This is a genomic window from Parasediminibacterium paludis (assembly GCF_042651445.1).
Classification (GTDB): domain Bacteria; phylum Bacteroidota; class Bacteroidia; order Chitinophagales; family Chitinophagaceae; genus Parasediminibacterium; species Parasediminibacterium paludis.
The window spans coordinates 256,870-275,991 of record NZ_JBHSDC010000022.1; the positions used below are offsets into that span (position 1 = coordinate 256,870).

A 19,122-nucleotide genomic window follows, 5' to 3' on the forward strand; every position below is an offset into this window, starting at 1 on the left:
TCAAATATGGAATTAGAAGACTTACTAAGCTTGTATTTCAAGAAATATAACAAAGTACTTATTGATGACTTAGCTGAAATAGTTGAATACAATGTTGACGGCGGTTTAGTCAGTGTAAACCACCTATTCAATATTTATTCTGTGAGGGATGAATCTTATTGTGAGCGTCACAATTCAGAAGAATCACCTTTTACTCACTTTTTGAGTGAACTTGAAATACATAAAAATTCATTAGAAAATGTCAGATTGGGTTATGTACATACCAATTCATTCATGATATGGCTCTTACTGATCCACTAAATGAAAATATTTTAGCTGACTTACGTTCACCAATTCGTTAGCAGATAAGGTTTTGGTTATTAATTAATCAAAATCTGCGCCTACCTGAGAAATCAACAAACCATCCCACTACGAAAATCGCCTACTCACCAATTGATCAAATAGTTTCACTGCAGGGCTACCTTCTTGCCAGCCAAGTTTTACTTTCAGTTCTCTTTGTATCCAAAATATGGCTTCAGGCAGTATGCTAAACCCTTGAATGGTTTTTAAGCTGCGTTCGTACATCGCTTCATCACCTCTAAACAACTCGTTGATAAACAAGTATCTGTCGTTTACATTAATCGCTTTTTTCAAATCCTTAATCGGCGATTTTTCTAGTACAGTCGCTACTTCTACTTGCTTTGCTTGCCATTTAGTATTCACATTTTCTTCTTCCGTCATCATCATATCGTTTAAAGCATATACTTCCTTTGGCTCTTGAAAAGCCACAGTAGGTAGGTTGGCAAATGCATCGTCAAAAAACTGGTGGTGTTTAAAAGCTACCGCTTCTTCCTTGGCCACAATTTCTTCTTCGGTGATAAAATCTTCTGTATCTAAAGGTTGTGGAATTTCAATAATTGTCGCTTCAGTAGGAGGTGTAATATTGTCTTGCTGCTGTCGGTAAGGCATGGTTACAGCCACTTTACTGGTTGATTTTTGCAAGTGTTTTTGCTGTAATTCTATGACTAGCATTTGTGCAGAAATCAATAAACTTTCGTTGCTAGCTTGTTGGTCAAGCTGCTCTTTCAATCTGTGAATAAGAAGATGTACCTTTTCCATAAGATGTGATATTTTTGACGTTTTAGAGAAAACAATCCGTTTACTAACGTTTTTTATTACAATATATTTTACATGTTTATAGAACCAAGTTTAAGTGGCGAAAGAAGGGGATGGATTGAAGTGATTTGTGGCAGTATGTTTAGTGGTAAAACCGAAGAACTTATTCGTCGATTGAAACGCGTAAAAATTGCCAACCTAAAGGTAGAGATTTTTAAGCCTGCAATTGATGTGCGTTATGATGAATCTAATGTGGTTAGTCACGATGCCAATGCGATTCAATCTACACCTATCGATAATTCACAAACCATTTTATTGCTAGCGCAAGATGTAGATGTAGTAGGGATAGACGAGGCGCAATTTTTTGATGATGAGATTATGAACGTGTGCCAAACCCTAGCACTACGCGGTATTCGTGTAATTGTAGCAGGTTTAGATATGGATTACAAGGGGCACCCTTTCGGTCAAATGCCAAACCTGTTGTCAATAGCCGATTATATTACAAAATTACATGCTATTTGTGTTAAATGTGGTCATATTGCCAATGTATCGTACCGAAAAACCGAAGAAAGTGGCCAAGTATTACTTGGTGAAAAAAATACCTATGAGCCGCGCTGTTGGAAATGTTTTGCAGAAGACGAAGCAGCCAAACAGCGTATTTAACACCTTCGGATGTGGGCTGTTGTTTGTTAGGTAGCTTTGAGTGCGATCTATCCCCAACCAATAACTTTCGAGCTGTAACGCTTATTTCTATCCAACCCTATCAATATCTAGTTTAAACCTTCTCATGCGTATTTGGCCAGGGAAAAAAATAGCAACGAGCAACACCTGTTGTTAGTTCTTGGAAACACCGAGGAGAAAGTAACAGACCTTAATAGGTTGTTTTTCTACTAAGCACTTATTTTTCTGAGGTAATAGCTTCTATTGGCTGTGCATATTCACTTTTGCTGCATTTTTGCGGTTTCAACCATTGTTATGACAAGCGCAGACATCAACAAAAAGCTTAACTCGCTTAATACCCTCATTCAAGAATTTGGCATAAGCCAGTTTTCTAGCAGAGATATTTGGAATAGAAAAAAAGAAATAGACGAGAATTTAAAAGCTACCCAATTTGATAGTGCAGAAGATAAAGCCACTACACTTGCTGCCTTCGAGCAGTTAGTAAAAACTATCACCGAAAAAGAAGCTGCTGTTGAAGCTGCTAACGAACAATTTACCCAACAGGGAGAGCAAATGGTAGCGCAACTAACCGTAGCTGCAAATAATGTGCTGGCGCAAAACACCATTACCAAAGACGATTTTAAAAACCTTAGAGAAATAGCCAACCAAACTTTTGAATATTTTAAACAACAGCGTTGGATAACCAAAGACCGTCGTACTGCTGCATGGGACACCTATAATCATATTAGAAGTATTGTAAAAGATAAAGAAGACGAATTATTTGCCCAAGAAAGAGCCACTCGAGAAAAGCAACAATCACAATCACTAGCGATTACTGAGAAATTGTGTGTGATTGTAAATGCTTGTGCGCCGGCCATTGCTATTGAAGAATTACAAGCTTTTGTAGAACGATTTCAAGCTTTTTTACATGAGCAAGATTTGGTAACAACCGATGCGAAGCCTTGGCATTTAATAGCCAAACCAGAAGATAGTAAGTATAGCTTACGTAGCCGCACCGAAACCTTAAACGATGTTCGCAATTTTATTGGTATTTATAAAGACGTATTAACAAGAGAGCATAAAGGACAAGTATTTGCCAACATAGATGCCATCAAAGAAGACCTTAATAAAGCTTGGGAGGAACATAAAGAGGCACAACAAAAACGCCAAGAAGAATGGGAAATAAAGAAGAAAGAGCGAGATGAAAAGCGGGAAGAATGGACCAAAAAGCAGCGTGAATTTTTAGACATGTTGGAGAAAAGATTGGTGAACCAACAAGCATATAAGGCCAAACAAGAGAGTTATTTACAAAACCAACAAGTATTTGAACAGCGCTTTCAAGACCGTATTGCGCAGCAAAAAGATTATAGTGCTAAGCTAAAAGACCAACTGAAAGACTTAAACGAAAAGCTAGAAACCGCTTGGACAGATAGTTTTAAAACAAAAGTAGCAGCGTGGATAGCTGAGAAAGAAGAAAAATTGGTAAGCGTAGAAAAAGACATTGAGGTATTGAAAAACAAGCTTGATGATATTGCTAAAAATACTGAATCGCTACCACTTAAAATAGCCGATTTAGACGCATCAATTGCCGAGATAGAAAGCAAAATTGCAGAGGTAAAAGAAAAATTAGCGAATGATGTAGCGGTTGAGAAGGGCTAGTTTTTCTAAAATTGTAAATAAATAGGCTTAATCACATCTGCTTGTTTAAACTGTATAGCCAAGTAAATAGCTGCAAAGAGATACACAATTTTAAGTGGTGTAGATAGTTTGGTTAAGAATTTTTGGTATTCTAATTCTGTAGGAGAGGTAATACTATGTAGTAAAAAGCCAAGCCATAGCATCATAATCACATTGGCATAATTAGCTACCAATTGTGGTAATACAGCAATATTGAAATGTGAGAAAATTTGGTTGATAAACGTCCAACTGTCGGCAAATGAATTGCACCTAAAAAATATCCAGCCCAAGCATACAAAATGAAATGTTGCCATCACTTTTAGCATTTTGGTTAGGGCAGGTGAGTAGGGCACGGTAAATACTGGCAAGTCAACCAAAATTTTATTAATAAACTTGGTCACTTTCGGTGAATAGGGAATAACCAACAATGGTTTTCGTTCGTAATCTTTTTGCAGTTTGTGTAGCGCCAATGCTGCCCCATGTAAAGCGCCCCAAAAAATAAAGTTCCAGCTTGCGCCATGCCAAAAACCACCAATAAGCATGGTAATAAATAAGTTTCTGTAGGTATTAAAATAGCCACTACGGTTGCCGCCTAGTGGTATATAAATATAGTCTCTTAGCCAGCTAGATAAGGAAATATGCCACCTGCGCCAAAACTCGGTAATAGAGCTACTTTGATAAGGCGATAAAAAGTTGAGATTGATCTCGAACCCAATCCATTTGGCCATACCTCTAGCCATATCAGAATAGCCAGAGAAATCGCAATAGATAACCATGGCGTAAGCATAAACAGCAAGCAAACATTCAAGACCAGTATGTGCAGACGGATTATCAAAAATATACATAACATAGTTGGCATTAATATAATCGCTAATGACTACTTTTTTAATAATGCCAGCAGTAATTAAATACAAACCTTGCCCCAATTGCTCATCTGTTACAAAGGGCTTTTTCTCTATTTGTGGTAAAAAATCTGCGGCACGCACAATAGGTCCCATCATCAATTTTGGAAAAAATGAAAGGAAAAATAAGTAGTCTATAAACCTATCTACGGGCTTTATTTCCCGTCTATAAACATCCACCGTATAGCTCACATTCTCAAACGTATAAAACGAAATACCTACCGGCAATAGCAATTTTAAAGGGTGCAACTGTTGTTGCGATACATCATTAATGATATCGATAAAAAAGTTGGTGTATTTAAAGTAAAATAGCAAGCCTACATTTAGCAAAATGCTCAAGGTTATTAATACTTTGCGAGCATGCTTGGAAGTGGTTTCGTAAATAATTTTACTGATATTAAAATCTACCACCGCAGCTAGTAAAATAAACCCTACATACCAACCACATGTTTTGTAAAAAAAGTATAATGAAAATAAGGTTAGAAAATAAATTCTGGTATTTCTGTTTTTTTGAAATAATAAATATGCCGTTAAAAAGAAACCAAAGAAAATCAAGAAAAACGCACTATTAAACAATAGCGGGTCTTGCTCGTTAAAAGCGAGTAATTTCAACAGTTTATGAATATCAATACGCATCATTGGGTTTATTATTTTTTAGCGTATTGTTGGTAATATTTTTTCGATGCCATTAGTCTACTATAAAAAATGTCGGCTACTTTTTTTGCACCTCTCTCGTTCACGTGGGTATAGTCTTTATAAGCCAAGGTAGGTTTGTCTTCTGCCCATTGTACGATGGTATTTTCGCCACCCATAGCCGTATATAAATCCCAGAAAGCTACTTTGTTATTGTTGGCGATTCTTTGCTGTGTGGCCACCATAAATGGTACTGCTTTATCGGTGTTATACTTGCCATTGTAGCGGTATGCAAAGTCGCTTGTACTTACCAAAAGTATGGGTGTGTTAGGCAAGTTTTGTTTAATGGTTTGAATCAGTTTATTCATGCTATTTTCAAACCAAGGAAATCGCTCTTTATCGTGTTCAATGGCATTGAGGCCATAATGTAAAATGATTAAATCGTACTGTAAATGTTTATTAAATGCTTGCCAAGTTTCTTTGGTAATTAAGTTGGTAAGCAAGCTGGTATTGCCACGGTAAGCATAATTATCAATGTATACGCCTTCACTATTGTCAATACTAATGCCATATACTGGGAGCTTGTTGTCTGAGGCAGATATGCGTAGATCTGTTACAGGTGCATTGGCGGCGTTAATATAGGTTTCATTTACAAGCTCTGTGTTGCTTACATTTATAGTAGCAGCTTTGCCATCTTTTGCGATGAAAATAGTAGGTGCTTTGTTAGTTGTGTTTAAGCCAGTATATAATTTAATATCGTAAAACGGTGCTTTATTTTTAGCCATATAAGCCGTGGTTACACTACCTAGGGGATAAAAAATATGTCCTGTAAAGCCAAGTGGTAATTTGTAGGGATTGCTTTTAAAATGATAGTCTTGCCAAAAGCCTTTAGTTGTAAAATTGATACTATGATATTGGGCGCTTACTACCGATTGTATAGGTAAAAAACCTATGCCAATTCCACCAAACTGCGTCTGTAAATGTGTGCGTAAGTCGGCTGTGATATTATCTGATTCGATAAACGAATCGCCAAAATATGCAATACGTACTTTTTTGTGTTTGGGCTTTGCTTGGTCTAACTTATTAAAAAATGTAAGCAAACTTGTCAGCGAGTCTGCGCTATAATCTGCAATTAAAGCAGTATCTAATTTTTTCGGAGTCGTGGCAGTTTTAAGTGAGTCTATAACAATTGGTACTGATTTTTTGCCGGTATCTACTCGTAAATCCGCTAAAATATCAACCGCCCTATAATTATTTAAATACTTAATATTGGGCAATTTGATAATAGACAAAACCAGCAATATTAAGGTAACCGAACTTACAATAATGACAGGTTCTTTAATTCTATTCTTCATTGCACTTTAACAATTAAGCGAGTCTCTTATTTTGATGTTTTTTAGTTGTTTGGCGTAATTAAATTTTTTGTTGCCAGCAAAGTTTTTCTTTTGCAAAAATTGGTAATAATCTTCTTCGCCGTGATAATATTTGTCTTGCCATTTTTTATAAAAATCTATACAGCTTTGCCACGATTTAAATTTCATATAGGTTTTGGTGCGCCTAAAGCCGAATAGATTGTTTTTGCTTTTAAAAATCCTAGACTTAAAGTGTCCTGATTCATAAATCGCTTGCTTGAGCACCACTTCCGAATGTTGTATCCCAATGCTATTCATATAGCAGTATACATCATTTTCAGACACTGCAAATATTGGCGAGAAAATGCACAGGCCAACGAGCAGCAGTAATATAATTTTCATGGAGAGCAATTGTTTGGTTTATTAAATGTAGGTAAAAGAATAACGTTTTTACTATGCCAACCAAGTTATTTAAATTACCTAACCTCGAATGTGTTTTATTGGTGTAAAATATTCATAAGTATTTGCACTTAAAAGAATGCATTGAATTATTACTCAATGTGTCTTCTTCCAGGATAAAAATTGTAGCTGACCATTGTAAGTAAACCAATTACTCATCGTAAAAATATAACATTATTTTTTTAAAAGTAATGTTTGAAAATTAAAATTATCGTATTTGCCCATTCTCAGATTAATTTTGCTGTGGCCATGCAACAAAAAATCTCACATCCAGTTATTGCCCTTTTACGCAAAGATATTCTGCTTGAAACCAGACAGCAATATACTTTATACGGTATTTTGCTCTATGTCATTTCTACCATATTTGTTATTTACCAATCAATGGGGCAACCTGAGGATAAAGTTTGGGATGGTCTTTTTTGGATTACCCAGTTGTTTGTATGCGTTAATGCAGTAGCAAAAAGCTTTTTGCAAGATAATAAAGGCCGCCTTTTGTATTTCTACACCATCGCAAGCGCTAAAGATTTTATCATTAGTAAAATGTTGTTCAATCTGTTGCTTATGGTATTGATGAGTTTACTAAGCCTTGCCATGTTTACGTTGTTATTAGGCAACCCGCTCACTAATTATTTACAGTTTGTAGGTATTACTATTTTAGGTGGTGCAAGTATCAGTTTGGTATTCACTTTTTTAGCAGCCATTGCTGGCAAAGCACAGCAATCGGCGGCATTAATGGCTATTATGGGCTTTCCAATTATCATCCCCCAGATATTATTATTAATGAAAATCACCACGACAGCTTTTAGCACAGTCATATTAGAAGGATGGTGGTTTTTAATTTACTCTTTAGTGGGTTTAGATATACTCGTGGTAGGGCTTGCTATTATTTTATTCCCTTTTTTGTGGAAAGATTAAGACCTTGGTAATGCTTGTATCGCTTTTATCAATACGTCATTATCTATCGTTTGATAAGTGATTATATTTTTTGGAGCATCAATAATTATGGCTTCGCTTGGCGTATTTGCAGCATCAATAAGTGTTGTAATAATTTTACTTAACGTTGATTGGTCAATTGTTTTGCTGCTCAAAGCTAATTTGGCATAGAATAAGCCATAGGCATTGGTAAATTGATAACCACTCATCAGCGCTATCGCTTCTTTACTCTTTAGCTGTAAAGCCTGCCAACCTTGCTTTTCCAAAGCCTCTGATGCAGCCATTGAAACACCTTTGTAATGAACATTACCCAAACCCATTAAAGGCAAACCCAATTGACTTAAAACTGCTGAATCATTAAAATCATCTTCACTATAAATGACAGGCAAGATATCGGAATTATACATGTCCATTAGGCGCTTCACAGTTTCTATTGTTATACCCGATTTGCCATAGCTGAAACTTTTTATTTTAAGCATTAGCGTCAATTTTACAATTGGTGTAGGTAGTAAAGTGCCTTTGCTAAATGCTTGGCGCACGAGCAATGTTTGCTCATTCGTTTCTGCCTCGTTTGTTGCAACCACTTTACCATCAATGGTTTCAATCGCATCTAATAATTTGCCGTCAGCTATTATTTTATCCAAGTATTGCCTACCTATTACTATTTGTTCATGCGCATCAAACGTGATAGAAACAAGTTGTTCGTAGTCAAGTAGGTTAATTATTTGGTCGAAAAAAATTGGTTTTCTATCAAGCGGTAGATAATTGTAACTCATCAAAAAAAGCAATTAAACTTTAAAAATACAAGCTTTTTTACTGAATAAAAGAGAGAAACTTGTTTTGCGAATTATTTTACCCTTAAATTTGCCATCCAAAATAAATGACTCGGTAGCTCAGCTGGATAGAGCTACAGCCTTCTAAGCTGTAGGTCATTGGTTCGAATCCAATCCGGGTCACCCATCAATAAAAAGCCTTGTAAATCAATTGATTTCAAGGCTTTTTTTTAATATAGTCTTTAAAAAAATTAAAACTATTCAATAATTAGTTGCGCTAGTCTATTACCAGCATCTTCTAAGGCGTTGTTGTTTTCTAGTAATATACATCCTTGTGTATTGGTAGTTATATATTTATTTCTATCAAAACGTTTTTGAATGGTAGCCGCATCTTCTCTATTTCTACTGATCAGTCTTTGCAAAATTATATCTGGCGTAGCAGTAATTAAAATAGGTATTAATTGCGGATATAATGATTGCGCAGTGGCTAAATATTCTCTCGAACCATTAATTACTACCTTTCCACCATTTTTCATCCACGTATTTATTTCAATGCCTATACCATACTGTTGGTCGTGACTATTCCAATGCATTGCAAACAACTGAAGGGTTTTTCTTGCTTCAAATTCTTTTTCTGTTAAAGAAATATGGTTTTCATTTCCTACATGCGCTGGCCTTGTAATATAGCGATGGGCAAACTGCACCATATGAGCACCATCAATAATTGTGCGTGCATAATTCATCAAACTATCTTTACCAACACCAGATGCACCCATGATATAAAACAATTTGTACATTAAATAATATTTAACTAATCAATAAATCGGTAGAATTTTCAAGAATGGTACGAGCGATAATGGCATGTGTTTGATCTAAGGCTGTCTTTAAAGCTTGCTCTATCGAATATGTATTATAGAAATAATATAAAATAAAATGCGCTAACAACACATCACCTGTACCTCCAAAATTTTTTGATAATCGCGGCAGGAAATAATCGAAATAACTATTGCCAAAATATTGAATGCCAATTTCATCATTATCTGATAGTACACTTTTTGCGATAAGCTGTGTTTGGGGAAATTTCTCCCGAAAAGACACCGCATCGTTATCGCCGCCGCCATAAATCTGTAACTCTGTTTGATTGGGGAAAGTAAAATCAGCTTTTTTAATGAGGGAAGGCCAAGCTGCTACAATCGATTCCTCTACATATAATCGGTTATTATCGCCAGAAACTGGATCTACAATTATATATTGAATTAAAAAGGCATACTCATCTAATAATTTTAAAATAATATCTGCATTTTCAGGTTTTCCCAGGTATCCAATATATACAATTAATTGTAATTCCCTTGCCTTTGCTAATGCAAGTGAACTGCTTAATAAATCTTTAAATGGCGGATCGAAAGTTGTAACCAACGACATATTCGTTAAGCCGTTAAGTATTTTGCTAGGAACTGGTAAAATTTTTTCACCCAATATGGCTGTAAAAACTTTTAAACTTGCGGTTCCATGAACGGCAAAACTACTGATAGCTAGTACGTGTAATTTTTTATTCATTTGTATCGATTATACATTCGGCATAATATCCAAAATGATCGCTGGGATAATTACCCTGACCGTCTTTTTGATTAAGCACTACGTTGCTATTTATAATTTTAATGGTATATGCTGCTTTTGCTATGTTTTTATAAAAAATATAATCCACACAAATCGCATTTCCACTAGCAGCAGCCTCTACTAAGCTGCAACGTTTTGTTGAACCATTTGTTTGTTCAAAAACATCTTTTACACCTGCAGATTGTTGAAAAGCCTCAAGCAAATGGTGTGTTTCAGCTAAATTAAAATCTCCACAAATCAATTGAGGTGTTTTTGTAGCATGTATTGTTTCTGTCAAAGTTTTTAGTTGTTGTGCTTTTAACGTATCGTCAATATCTATATGTGTAATATGAACGTTGTTAACTAATAAATGTAATCCATCTGTAATCTCCAAATATACCTGTTGTATTTTTCGATCCTCATCAAACCTATTACGAGGCAATTGAACGGATTTGTGAGCGATGGTTTTAAATCTTGTTAAAATACCTAACCCAGATTCTGTTTCGTACATATTTCCTTTAAATAAGCGCTGTTTTTTTCTGCCGGCACAATAATTTGCATTAAGTTGAAGTGTATTGGCTAAAAACATTAAAGTATTGACGCCCAATGCATAACAAATAAAACACTCTTGAATGCAAATAATATCGGCTTGTAAATCTTGCAACTGCTTTGCCATAAGTACCATTCGCTCATCATAATTTCCGTCGCCTTTCCAAGAATTGATGGTGCAAATTTTTACGGGATACACTTATTGCCAATTTCTGTAAAAATATAAGGAAATAAAAAACCTTGTAATACCAAATTGTTATCAAAACTTTCTGATTATTAACTTTTACTTCATATCGTGTTACTAGTTTTGGTAGCTATGATGGACATATTTTATGTTTTATGTGAATGCAACCTTGAACCATTAAGGGAATTAGTTGCTTCTATTGAACCCAAAAACACGATTATCATTATCAAAGAACCTACGGTATGTATGACCATGATACCTGCTGAGGATTCTGTAGAAGCACAGCCATTTTATTTGGGCGAAGCATTAACTACTGCTTGTGAAGTAACTGTAGATGGGAGTATGGGTTACGGAATTTGCTTAGGTGATGAACCCGTAAGAGCTTACTGTATCGCTGTTATAGATGCTATTACACAAAAACCTGCTTCTGAATGGCAGGAAATACATCATTTTTTAGAGAAACAATTGCAATTGATAGAAGCAGCTAAAAAAGTAGAGTACAATCAAATTTTGCAAACACGCGTTGATTTTAAAATTATGGAGCAAGAATAAGCGTATGAAAAAAGAAATAGTTTTTGACGAGGTTTTTGATGCACAAGAACAATTCAGAATTTTATTGAACGCTTTCGCAAAACCTGGTATTATAAACACTTTTGGCAACTTCGATTTTGAAGTGCCAAGTGGCTTTAATACATCAAGTTTAATTGTTGCCTTTGCATTGCTTAACGCCGACGTACATTTTTTTTCTACAAATGATGTTCTGAATAAATATATTTCACTAAATACAAATTCAACGTTAAGTGGGGTTGCTACAGCCGATTTTATCTTCATACGTCCAGAGGAAACGCAATTAGCTATCAATCATTGTAAAACGGGCACGTTGAGTTATCCTGAAGAAAGTGCCACTTTGGTGATTGCAGTAACAAGAGTGGCCAACGTTTTTTTTGAGAATAGTATTGGCATTACTTGTAGTGGGCCTGGTATTAAAGATACCAATACGTTTTTTGTGGCTGGCATTGCTTCTAAAGAAATAGAAGCATTATTAGCAATGAATGAAGAGTTTCCGCTAGGTGTTGATATCGTTTTGGCAGACGACCATCTGCAAATTGTGAGTTTGCCACGTTCTACTAAATATAAAGTGATAGATTAAATAAAAAATATGGGATATGTAGCGGTAAAAGGGGGTGCAGACGCGATTAAAAATTCTTTAAAATTGGTTGAGTTTTATAGAATAAAGGATTCTTTGGCACCTATCGATATTCAACAAATACAATCACAATTACGCCTTGCGGTAGATAAAGTCATGGGCGAAGGGGGATTATATGCACCCGATTATGCTGCTATTGCTATTAAACAAGCAGAAGGCGAAGTATTTGAAGCTGCGTTTATTTTACGCGCCTTTAGAACTACCTTACAACGTAGGTTTTATGCTGAAACGATAGATACAAGGGATATGTTTGTAAAAAGAAAAATCTCAGCAAGTTTTAGAGAAATACCCGGCGGGCAAATTTTAGGGCCAACTAGAGATTATTCTCAAAGAATTTTAGACGCCTCAAAAGCTTACGAAACCTTAGAAGATATTAAAACGCTACTGGGTCATCTTCAAATAGATTTGAGTTCAGAAAATATAGAAAACGTTACAACATACAAAAAGGTTATTGATTTATTAAAAACTGAGGGTTTATTAAAACCAATTGATACAAAAGAGGATAGAAAATTAATAGATATTACCCGAGAAGCAATTCGATTTCCCGCGCCTAGGTCTGCACGTTTACAAATGATGGCGAGAGCTGAAACTGGCGGTTTAATGGCTATGGGTTATAGTAGCATGAGAGGATTTGGCTCTGTACATCCTACCGTTGGTGAATTACGGTATGGACAAGTTCCCGTAAGACTAAAAGATCCCTCTGGAAGGGTGCGATATATTGGTAAAATTGAAGTCACTGAGGCTGAAATGATTACACATGTTGCTACCACAAAAAAATCTGAAAGTCCATTATATAGCATCGGGTATGGCTTGTGTTTTGGACAAAATGATACCAAAGTTATTTGTATGGGCATATTAGATACAACCATGCGAAATCCCGATACTAGTTTACCAGCTAATGATCAAGAATTTGTATTATACCATACCGAAGGGATAGAGTCGATGGGTTTTACAAATCATCTTAAGTTGCCACATTATGTAACTTTTCAATCTGATTTGAAAAATATTCGTGAAGCAAAAGAACGTAAAGAAAAAGCAGTTCAACAAGCCAATCATTTACCTAAAAATTAATAATGGTAGAAAATAAAAAATATATTAATAAGTATAATTTCGCTTTTATAGACGAGAGTACTAAAAAAGAAATTAGAAGAAAATTATTGAAAGCCATTGCTATTCCTGGTTATCAAGTGCCTTATTCTTCTCCTGAAATGCCCATAGCTAGGGGTTGGGGTACTGGCGGCTTGCATGTTACTTTAGCTATAATAGGGAAAAAAGATATATTTAAAATTATCGATCAAGGTAGTGATGCCAGTGTCAATGCATGCAATCTGAGAGATTTTGTGCAGGCAATGACGGGTGTAACTACCACCTTTGATACAGCCGCAGCCACGCTTATCCAAACACGACATAGAATTGTAGAAGAAGTATTAAAAGAGAATCAAATTTTTGTATACCAAGTGCCACAGCCAGAGCCACTGCGAAGTGTTGAGCGATATGAATTTAAAACCCGCCAAATGCACGGAGAGGCAGATTATGCCAAAATGTGGGTTTCTTTATATGAGCAGTTTATAAGCCATGGCGATATCATGTTAGGTGCGGGCTATCCTGTTAAAATTAATCACCGATATATGATGGCACCATCACCCATTCCAAGATGGGATATACCTAACCTTCATCAGTCTCATGCTTTGCACTTATTTGGTGCGGGCAGAGAAAAAAGATTGTACGCTGTGCCACCTTATACCGTTGTAGAACCATTAGAATTTGACGATGTAAAATTTCATCCAGAAGACTTTAAAGGTCAAGCTTGCTTTAAAACGGGCTATAAAAAAGCATTTCTAGATGAATTGTATTACAATGATGGCAGCAAACATTTTGTAATTAATGACAGCAATTTTTTAGATAAACTAATCGAAAAGCAGCAGCCCGTCCAACATCAAAATAAATATATTAACCAATTAGTAGATTAACTATGGTAGAAAAAGATTGGTTATTAAAAGTTACAAATTTAACCAAAATATATGGCGAGCCTGGTGCAAATACCCTTTTGCAAACAGGTCCTGAATTTAACTCAAACATCTGCCCAGAAACAGGCAGCATTGTAGCTTGTGCAGATATTAGTTTTGATTTATACCCTGGCGAAGTATTGGGTATTGTGGGCGAAAGTGGTTCTGGAAAAAGTACGGTGGTGAAGATGTTGTATCTTGATATTGAAAGTTCTAATGGCGCTGCTTTGTTAAAGCCTTATCAAAATGGGTTGGTAAATATTTTGGACGAATCGAACCAAAAGAAACGATGGATTCGAAATTATTTAATGGGTATGGTTTATCAAAACCCAAGAGATGGTTTAAATTTTAAATTTTCTTCTGGTGGAAATATTGCTGAAAAATTAATCATGGGTGGCAATTACCATGTGGCGTCTATTAGAACAAGGGCTAAGGATTTATTAACTAAAACAGAAGTACCTGTTCAGCGGATGGATGACAAACCTGCTTCTTTCAGCGGCGGGATGCAACAACGTGTACAGATTTCAAAAGCAATTGCCAATAACCCACCCTTGTTGTTTTTGGATGAAGTTACCACTGGTTTAGATGTGTCGGTACAAGCAAGGGTTTTAGACCTTATTCGAGAACTGCAACACGATTTAGGCATTGCAATGATTGTTGTTTCGCACGATTTAAGTGTCATTAGGATGCTGACTGACCGAACCTTAGTGATGAAAAATGGCCGTATCGTTGAAAGGGGCTTAACAGACCAAATTTTACAGGATCCACAACATCCTTACACACAATTATTAGTAAGCAGCTTATTATAATTATAACGCATGAATATATTGGAAGTTACTAATTTAAGCAAAGAATTTAAGCTGCACATGCTGAATAATAAGAAGTTGGCGGCATTGAAAAACATTCATTTTTCAATGAAACAAGGAGAGATTATTGGCCTTACTGGAAAATCTGGGTCAGGAAAATCTAGTTTGATGAAATGTATTTACCGAACTTATTTGGCTAGTTCGGGCGCCATTGTTTACCTATCCCAAAAAGGTTCCATAGATTTAGTGCAAGCTACCGAACATGAGATTATTGCATTGAGAAAAAATGAGATTACATATTGCTCCCAATTTTTAAGTGTTATACCTAGGGTAAGTGCGATAGACGTTGTTTGCGAAACCATTTTTAAGGTAAACACCGACAAGGAACTTGCTAGAACAAAAGCAAAAATGCTATTAGAACAATTAGGATTAGCTACCGATTTATGGGATGCATTTCCAGTAACTTTTAGTGGTGGTGAACAGCAAAGAATCAACATAGCGCGAGCCATTATTAGTGAACCTAGATTTTTATTAATAGATGAGCCAACGGCTTCATTAGATAGTAAAACAAAAGATGTAGTAATAGATCTGCTACTCGATTTAAAGGCAAAAGGTACGTCTATACTATGTATTTCTCATGATGAATACACTTTAGAAAAGCTAGTAGATAGGCGCTTGAATTTGCATTTAGGCAAGATTGATCACACCAATTAGACTAATAATATTTTAAATTTTATGCAATCGTTATTGATTAAAAACGGCACCATTGTTACCCCAACGGGTATTCTAGAACAATCAGATTTGTTAATCACTGAAAATCTAATTACCGACTTTGGCAATGCAATTGAAGATACTGAAGGCGCAAGGATCATAGACGCCACAGATTGTATTGTTATGCCTGGTATCATTGATGTTCACACCGATGCTTTAGATGCAGAAATAATACCTAGACCAGGGGCGGATATCCCAATTGAAGTGGCTTTTAGAGAGCTAGAAAGAAAAATGAGTGGTTGTGGTTTTACAACGGTATACCATTCTATGCACCTTGGCTACAAAGTGGCAGAATATGGCTCAAGAAGTAAATACAAAAGGCGCGAAGTATTTGAAACTGTCAACAAAGCCATTAAGGGCGATACCCTTTTGAACAATAAAATCCATTTGCGCTTTGAGTTAACGGGCGTAGATGCCTATGACGAATGCCTGGAATATTTAGAAAAAGGCTATGTAGATATGTTATCTGTGATGGATCACACACCTGGGCAGGGACAATTTACCAAAGCCCACTTCATAGAACTGAGTATCAAAAGCGGTAAAACGGAAAAACAAGCCATTGAAGAATATGAAGAAAGAAATAGTAGGGCGGTCATCAAAGACGATGCATTGGCGAATATGATAAAAACGGCTTTATCTAACAATATTTCTGTGGCTTCTCATGACGATGATTCTATTGAAAGAGTTATTACCATGCACGAATTGGGGGTTAATATTTGTGAATTTCCAATTAATATGGAAACAGCCGTTTATGCGTCTAATATTGGCAAACATGTAGTGGGCGGCGCTTCTAATATTTTAAGAGGCGGGTCTTTATCTGGCAATTTAAATATCAAAGACGCTGTCTTAGCTGGTGCAGTAGATAGTTTATGTTCTGATTATTATCCACCATCTATCATTCATGCCATTTTTAAACTCCACCAAGAATATGGCATGGCATTGCATCAAGCTATAAACCTTGCTACCTTAAACCCAGCAAAAGCTACAGGTATTGATACATTTACTGGTAGTATAGACATTGGAAAAGATGCAGATATTATTATCGTTAAATTGATAGATAATATGCCAATGGTGTTACATACCATCGTAAAAGGTAGAGTAGTGGTTTCAATTCCTAGCAATATTAGCTATAACGAAGCTTTAACTGCATAAAAACCTGTATCATGGATTTTGATTTTCAATCATACAATAACCGCCAATTCACTGCTATCAGCGATGCATGCATTGAAGAAGCATCTGCCGCAACGAAACCTGGCAATAAATTCATATTTCAAAATGGTAAATGGCACCCTCTCCCTTATGAAGGGTATGCTATTATTACCATGGTAGATGATAACGAGCAAAATAAGCCGTTGTCAAACCGCATTCATTTACTACAAATAGCTTTAGCAGAAAAGCTACAAATGCCAGATACGTTTTATTTTTTACCTAAGGAAAGTTTTCATCAAACCGTTGCCAATACACTATCTGCAGAGAAATTTCAAATCCATATTGCTAAACCTGGATTAGAAGCTAATTACCCTCAAATTGTTCAACAGATTTTTGATAGTATTCCAAGGAATACAGTACACAACGTACTACCAATGAAAATGCTTGGCTTAAGTATTTTTGGTACGGCTATCGGCATGTTGGGAATGTTTGAAGATGAAGCAGCCTACCAAAATATTTTGCATTTTAGAAAATATTTTTATACCCATCCAGCTTTAGAGCCTTTACATATCAAGATGACTAGACCTTTTATAGGTCATATTACTATAGGTTATATAGAACAGAATATTGATAAAAAAGCCCAGTCTGTTCTAGCAACTAGTGTTCAAGAACTAAATCATGCACTACAAAAAGAAAATAATATTTTTTATTTATCGCAAACATCACTCAGGCATTACAAACATTTAGCAGCTTTTGAAAAAGCGCACCATTACCCAACTTTCAATTTTTAAAAGATGCCATATATTACACAATTTCCTGAAATAACTTCCGATACTAAGCCTCACCAGCTTTCTGAAGAACCATATATTCATCCAACTTGTGTTATCAAAAACAGCACACTTGGGACGTATACGTCTTTAGCTGCACATACCACTCTAGTAGAATCTAGCTTTGGCGATTATAGCTATACAGCAGGTAATGTTCAAATTATTTATAGTGAAATTGGGAAATACTGCTCTATTGCCAATAGTGTTAGAATTAATCCTGGTAACCATCCTCAATGGCGCGTAACACAGCACCATATGACGTATAGGCGGATAGAATTTGGTTTGGGCGAAGAGGATGATCATGCTTTTTTTGACTGGCGTAGAGCGCATAAATGTGTGATTGGCCATGATGCTTGGTTAGGACATGGCGTTATTGTGATGCCTGGTGTCCACATCGGCATTGGTGCAATTATAGGTTCTGGCGCAGTTGTAACCAAAAATATTGGCCCTTACGAAATTGCCGTTGGCGTACCTGCTAAGGTTATTAAGAAAAGATTTTCAGACCCAATTATTGAACAATTATTGTCGAGTGAATGGTGGCTTTGGGATAGACAAGCACTAGAGCAAAACTTCGAAGATTTATTAGATATCAATCAATTTATTGCAAAACACACTTCCTCCAATGATTAAGTTATTTCAGTATTTTTTTATAATATGTCTGCCTTTTTTGGTAGCCTGTCATAATTCAGATGATATGCGCAACGGCATACCTAAAACCTTGATTATTGGTATTTATAGTGGTGATAATCCTACCCAAACCAAAGAAAAAATTGCGCCTTTTCAAAAATATCTTGAAAAAGAATTAGGCATGCCTGTCACCTTCTTTTTTTCCTCCGATTATACGTCTTTGGTAGAAGGTATGCAGCGCAAAAAATTGCACATTGCCCAATTATCTCCATTTGCCTACGTTTTGGCTACGCAAAAACCTTGCTTGGTGCCTATTGCAGCCTTTGGAATCAATCACCAACCTACTACCTATCATAGTATTATTTTCGTCAATTCAAAATCGGCTATCCATTCATTAGAAGATGTCAAAAAGCAGTCTAAAAATCTTACACTTTGCTTTGCCGATCCCGCATCTGCTTCTGGACATCTGGTGCCTAGAGCCTATTTAAAAAGTATTGGTTTGGACCCTGAATCTTCTTTTAAGCAAGTCGTTTTTGCTGGTAGCCATGCAGCGTCTATTATGTCTATCAACTCAGGTAAAATTGATATTGGCTGTTCTACCAACGATTTAGCACTCGACAAAATGGTACGCGAAGGCTCTGTAAAAGCAGCAGATTTTAGAATTTTATGGGAATCTGACCCCATTGTTAATGATGCAATTACCGCTAGAAGCGATTTAAATAAAGATTTTATTGCAAAGGTCCAAAAAGCGTATCTAGAAGTAGACCAAAAAGATTCCATTGCATTTAAAGGTAGTTTTTTTAGATATTATCCAAATCCTGTCAATATGCAGTTTATTCCAATTGCTGATTCTGTGTATAATCCTATTAGAAAAATTGCTTATTCTATTAAGGAATTAAAACTTATTAATTAATTT

Annotated in this window: 21 protein-coding genes and 1 tRNA gene; 14 read left to right on the forward strand and 8 right to left on the reverse strand. The window is 35.8% G+C overall.

Annotated elements, in window-relative coordinates; all coding sequences use genetic code 11:
- Positions 1-408: 408 nt before the first annotated feature.
- Positions 409-1,098: a hypothetical protein gene (locus tag ACFOW1_RS11405; RefSeq protein WP_379014385.1), complete on the reverse strand. Its 690-nt coding sequence runs from the start codon at positions 1,096-1,098 to the stop codon at positions 409-411.
- Between the two features lie 72 nt (positions 1,099-1,170).
- On the opposite strand from ACFOW1_RS11405, the gene ACFOW1_RS11410 reads away from it, so the two are divergent.
- Positions 1,171-1,758, forward strand: a complete 588-nt coding sequence (locus tag ACFOW1_RS11410) for a thymidine kinase (RefSeq protein WP_379014386.1) — start codon at positions 1,171-1,173, stop codon at positions 1,756-1,758.
- 312 nt (positions 1,759-2,070) lie between these two features.
- On the forward strand, positions 2,071-3,414 hold the full coding sequence (locus ACFOW1_RS11415; RefSeq protein WP_379014387.1) for a hypothetical protein: 1,344 nt from the start codon (positions 2,071-2,073) through the stop codon (positions 3,412-3,414).
- Positions 3,415-3,419: 5 nt separating this feature from the next.
- On the opposite strand, the gene ACFOW1_RS11420 is transcribed toward ACFOW1_RS11415, so the two are convergent.
- The 3 genes from ACFOW1_RS11420 to ACFOW1_RS11430 are packed head-to-tail and all read right to left on the reverse strand — an operon-like array spanning position 3,420 to position 6,721.
- Entirely contained in the window at positions 3,420-4,973 is a 1,554-nt protein-coding gene (locus ACFOW1_RS11420; protein ID WP_379014388.1) for an MBOAT family O-acyltransferase, read from the reverse strand.
- 8 nt (positions 4,974-4,981) lie between these two features.
- On the reverse strand, positions 4,982-6,322 hold the full coding sequence (locus ACFOW1_RS11425) for a GDSL-type esterase/lipase family protein (RefSeq protein WP_379014389.1): 1,341 nt from the start codon (positions 6,320-6,322) through the stop codon (positions 4,982-4,984).
- 6 nt (positions 6,323-6,328) lie between these two features.
- Complete coding sequence (locus ACFOW1_RS11430) at positions 6,329-6,721, reverse strand: glucosaminidase domain-containing protein (RefSeq protein ID WP_379014391.1); 393 nt, start codon at positions 6,719-6,721, stop codon at positions 6,329-6,331.
- A 252-nt stretch (positions 6,722-6,973) separates the two neighbouring features.
- Between ACFOW1_RS11430 and ACFOW1_RS11435 the strand changes: the two genes are divergently transcribed.
- Positions 6,974-7,693, forward strand: coding sequence for a heme exporter protein CcmB (locus ACFOW1_RS11435; RefSeq protein ID WP_379014392.1), 720 nt, complete (start codon positions 6,974-6,976; stop codon positions 7,691-7,693).
- Here ACFOW1_RS11435 and ACFOW1_RS11440 read toward each other — a convergent pair.
- The gene (locus tag ACFOW1_RS11440; RefSeq protein ID WP_379014393.1) at positions 7,690-8,487 is read right to left on the reverse strand and encodes an aromatic amino acid lyase; all 798 of its coding nucleotides are present in this window, start codon (positions 8,485-8,487) and stop codon (positions 7,690-7,692) included. The genes ACFOW1_RS11435 and ACFOW1_RS11440 overlap by 4 nt on opposite strands.
- A 106-nt stretch (positions 8,488-8,593) precedes the next feature.
- Here ACFOW1_RS11440 and ACFOW1_RS11445 point away from each other — a divergent pair.
- Positions 8,594-8,667: transfer RNA gene (locus ACFOW1_RS11445), tRNA-Arg, on the forward strand.
- A 74-nt stretch (positions 8,668-8,741) separates the two neighbouring features.
- On the opposite strand, the gene phnN is transcribed toward ACFOW1_RS11445, so the two are convergent.
- The 3 genes from phnN to ACFOW1_RS11460 are packed head-to-tail and all read right to left on the reverse strand — an operon-like array spanning position 8,742 to position 10,828.
- Positions 8,742-9,281, reverse strand: a complete 540-nt coding sequence (phnN, locus tag ACFOW1_RS11450) for a phosphonate metabolism protein/1,5-bisphosphokinase (PRPP-forming) PhnN (RefSeq protein WP_379014394.1) — start codon at positions 9,279-9,281, stop codon at positions 8,742-8,744.
- Between the two features lie 10 nt (positions 9,282-9,291).
- Positions 9,292-10,041, reverse strand: a complete 750-nt coding sequence (locus tag ACFOW1_RS11455; RefSeq protein WP_379014396.1) for a hypothetical protein — start codon at positions 10,039-10,041, stop codon at positions 9,292-9,294.
- The gene (locus tag ACFOW1_RS11460; RefSeq protein ID WP_379014398.1) at positions 10,034-10,828 is read right to left on the reverse strand and encodes an endonuclease/exonuclease/phosphatase family protein; all 795 of its coding nucleotides are present in this window, start codon (positions 10,826-10,828) and stop codon (positions 10,034-10,036) included. The genes ACFOW1_RS11455 and ACFOW1_RS11460 overlap by 8 nt, the downstream gene beginning before the upstream one ends.
- Before the next feature lie 117 nt (positions 10,829-10,945).
- On the opposite strand from ACFOW1_RS11460, the gene phnG reads away from it, so the two are divergent.
- The 10 genes from phnG to ACFOW1_RS11510 are packed head-to-tail and all read left to right on the forward strand — an operon-like array spanning position 10,946 to position 19,119.
- Entirely contained in the window at positions 10,946-11,365 is a 420-nt protein-coding gene (gene phnG / locus ACFOW1_RS11465; RefSeq protein WP_379014400.1) for a phosphonate C-P lyase system protein PhnG, read from the forward strand.
- Between the two features lie 4 nt (positions 11,366-11,369).
- A complete protein-coding gene (gene phnH / locus ACFOW1_RS11470) occupies positions 11,370-11,963 on the forward strand; it encodes a phosphonate C-P lyase system protein PhnH (protein ID WP_379014401.1) in 594 nt (197 codons plus the stop codon).
- Between the two features lie 9 nt (positions 11,964-11,972).
- The gene (locus ACFOW1_RS11475) at positions 11,973-13,091 is read left to right on the forward strand and encodes a carbon-phosphorus lyase complex subunit PhnI (RefSeq protein ID WP_379014403.1); all 1,119 of its coding nucleotides are present in this window, start codon (positions 11,973-11,975) and stop codon (positions 13,089-13,091) included.
- A 2-nt stretch (positions 13,092-13,093) separates the two neighbouring features.
- A complete protein-coding gene (locus ACFOW1_RS11480) occupies positions 13,094-13,990 on the forward strand; it encodes an alpha-D-ribose 1-methylphosphonate 5-phosphate C-P-lyase PhnJ (protein ID WP_379014405.1) in 897 nt (298 codons plus the stop codon).
- A gap of 2 nt (positions 13,991-13,992) precedes the next feature.
- Positions 13,993-14,835 (forward strand): ATP-binding cassette domain-containing protein, encoded by an 843-nt coding sequence (locus tag ACFOW1_RS11485; RefSeq protein WP_379014406.1) that lies wholly within the window; start codon positions 13,993-13,995, stop codon positions 14,833-14,835.
- 9 nt (positions 14,836-14,844) lie between these two features.
- A complete protein-coding gene (gene phnL / locus ACFOW1_RS11490; protein WP_379014408.1) occupies positions 14,845-15,546 on the forward strand; it encodes a phosphonate C-P lyase system protein PhnL in 702 nt (233 codons plus the stop codon).
- 21 nt (positions 15,547-15,567) lie between these two features.
- The gene (locus tag ACFOW1_RS11495; RefSeq protein ID WP_379014410.1) at positions 15,568-16,755 is read left to right on the forward strand and encodes an alpha-D-ribose 1-methylphosphonate 5-triphosphate diphosphatase; all 1,188 of its coding nucleotides are present in this window, start codon (positions 15,568-15,570) and stop codon (positions 16,753-16,755) included.
- Positions 16,756-16,766: 11 nt separating this feature from the next.
- A complete protein-coding gene (locus tag ACFOW1_RS11500; RefSeq protein WP_379014411.1) occupies positions 16,767-17,543 on the forward strand; it encodes a hypothetical protein in 777 nt (258 codons plus the stop codon).
- 3 nt (positions 17,544-17,546) lie between these two features.
- A complete protein-coding gene (locus ACFOW1_RS11505) occupies positions 17,547-18,209 on the forward strand; it encodes a hypothetical protein (RefSeq protein WP_379014412.1) in 663 nt (220 codons plus the stop codon).
- Positions 18,202-19,119 (forward strand): phosphate/phosphite/phosphonate ABC transporter substrate-binding protein, encoded by a 918-nt coding sequence (locus ACFOW1_RS11510; RefSeq protein ID WP_379014413.1) that lies wholly within the window; start codon positions 18,202-18,204, stop codon positions 19,117-19,119. The genes ACFOW1_RS11505 and ACFOW1_RS11510 overlap by 8 nt, the downstream gene beginning before the upstream one ends.
- The last annotated feature ends 3 nt before the right edge of the window (positions 19,120-19,122 follow it).